The following is a 2,523-nucleotide window of genomic DNA, read 5'->3' on the forward strand; positions in this document are numbered from 1 at the left end:
GGCTGCTTAACTGCGTGTCCAAAAAATAGGGGGAAGATCAACCCCATGGAGCGCATCATCCGGGAAATATGAAGACGCACCAAGGTTGTTGGGGCATTTCCTGTGCTCTCATGCTGGCAGCGGCAAGGCTAAGGCATGTNNGAAAATACCTGAATATGGATTTATTGAGGTTGCAAGAGCAAACTGAGGCTCTTGCCGGTTAAACGTGTCGGAGACTGCCGCTAAAATTAAAAGCGAAAGATAATTGACGCTACCAAACAATGATCGGTTTCTAAAAAACAACAATATCACAGTAGTATTGCTCTATCCTACCTTATAACCAACCAGACCACCTTTCCCTTAAGTAAACAGCCCCGACAAGGATCATGCAAAAACCTTGTCAGGGCTGATCCATTGCAACCACGCAGTAGCAGTGATCAGAAATCCTTAAATTCTTCATCGGAAAGGGGTAGTGCCTGCCTTGGGGTTTTACCTGTCTTCCGATATTTTTGGGGAGGAGCCTCCAAGGCCTTATGCCCTCCGGCCAACATTTTGTGTTTGGAGCCATCCACCATTGCCGCCAGGTCGTTTACCATGGACTGCATAGTGGTGGCCTGGGCCGAAAGCTCTTCGGCCGCCGCAGCGGATTCCTCGGCATTGGCCGCCACCTGTTGGGTAACGTTATCCATCTCTCCCACTGCCCGGTTTATCTGCCCTATTCCCTCTGATTGCTCGGCAGAAGCGGAAGATATCTCGCTGACCAGCTGGGCCACCTTTTGGGCGTTATCCTCCACCTGGGCAAAATTTTCATCGGTGCGCCCCACCAAGTCCACTCCGCCCTGGATTTGCTTGATATTCATCTCGATCAGCGCACTGGTGCTCTTGGCCGCCTCGGCAGCCCTCATGGCCAGGTTGCGCACCTCATCGGCCACCACCGCGAATCCGGCTCCGGCCTCTCCCGCCCTGGCCGCCTCAACCGCGGCATTTAAGGCCAACAGGTTGGTCTGGAAAGCAATCTCATCAATTGTTTTGATGATATTGGCCATATCCCCACTGGCCTTGTTTATGCTGTCCATGGATTTGCGCAGGTCTTTCATGGAATAGTTGGCCTCTCCCACAGTCTTGGCAGCCTCTCCCATGAGGCTGTCTGCCTGACCCGCGTTTTCAGCATTCTGCTTGGTCATGGAAGACATCTCCTCCAATGAAGAGGAAGATTCTTCCAAAGAGGCTGCCTGTTCCGAGGCCCCTTGGGCCAAAGACTGGCTGGCCCCTGAAACCTGCTCCGCCGCGGCTGCCACCTGGGTTGAAGCGGCCAGCATATTCTCAGAAACCATTCGCAATGACTTGGAAATCCCTCTGATTATAACCACTGCCAAGAGTGCGCCTATGAGAATGGCAACCAGGCTGACTATACTCACTTGCAACCTGGTATCCTGAGCAGCTGTCAGCATGGCTTGGTCGGTCATGATGTTTTGCCTGGCAACGGTGCGGATCTTACCCAGAATCCCCTGAACTCCCCGTAAGGCGGGCTGGGTTTCCTCTGAGAAGACTTTAGCGGCCCGATTCATTCCCTTTTCCCGTTTATCCAACAGATTTAGCGTCTTATCTAAATCTGCCAACACTTTATAAGCCAAGGGACTGGTATTTTCGTTGTAATATTCTCTTGCTTCCTCCTGTTTGCCCTGAGAGCGCAGTTCGGCAATCTTGGCGGCGCTTTGATGCAAAAGTTTATGAGGTTCGTAAACCGGCTCCAGGGTGGCGGCCAGGTCAGGATCATTCTTTTTCATCTCCGTCACCATGGGACCATAGAGCCATTTACCCAAGGAGCATTTTTTGGGATCAAGTTGAACATCTTTGAATTCACGCTGATCTGGGTTCACAAAAACATCCTTTACCCTGTGAGCCCAGGCCAGATGGTCTGTCTTCTTTTCCCGCAAAAAATTGCCCAACTCAACATCCGCGGGCTGGTATAGCTGGCCAATCTTGATGGCCGATCTATGCAAGTTGGCGTGGATCGGCTCCATTTCAGCCAAAAGCGGTGCGAGGGCGGGGATTCTTTCTTCTGTTTTCAGCCTGTCCGGGCCATAGAGCCATTTACCAAAAGCGCATTTTTTAGGATCCGTCTCAACGGTGAGTTCATTCACATTTTCATTGGTAAAAAGTTCACACACTTTCCCTGCCCAATTCAGGTGGTCCACCTCTTTTTGTGCCAAATTGGCATCTAATTTGTTTCCGGTGATAACCTCTCCGGCGTTTTCTACAATACTACCCACCCCTATATAGCTCAGCCCCCCGGCCAAGGCCAACAGGATTAGAACAACCCCAAAGCCCACAGAAATTTTTTTGCCGATGGTAAGGTTCTTCCAACTCATGCGTCTTACCTTTCACCCCCCGCTACTGGAAAAAAGCTCTAATTTTATTAGTAATAATTTTCACTAATGGCTTTAATTCTAAATAAAACCAAAAAGGAGCAGACGGTTTCGCGTCTCAACTTGTAAATGAAAATCAATCAACGGAATTTGGAAAGGTAGTGTCAATAATCTT

General features: G+C 50.0%; 1 protein-coding gene. It reads right to left on the reverse strand.

What is annotated here, in order from left to right:
* Positions 1-416: 416 nt before the first annotated feature.
* Positions 417-2,351: a methyl-accepting chemotaxis protein gene (locus X474_RS21025; RefSeq protein ID WP_052515477.1), complete on the reverse strand. Its 1,935-nt coding sequence runs from the start codon at positions 2,349-2,351 to the stop codon at positions 417-419.
* Positions 2,352-2,523: the final 172 nt, after the last annotated feature.

The sequence above is a fragment of the Dethiosulfatarculus sandiegensis genome, from assembly GCF_000931935.2.
Taxonomy (GTDB): Bacteria; Desulfobacterota; Desulfarculia; order Desulfarculales; family Desulfarculaceae; genus Dethiosulfatarculus; species Dethiosulfatarculus sandiegensis.

Excerpts from the sequence above, each read along its gene's own strand:
- X474_RS21025 (WP_052515477.1), bottom strand. The coding sequence starts at position 2,351 with ATGAGTTGGAAGAACCTTACCATCGGCAAAAAAATTTCTGTGGGCTTT.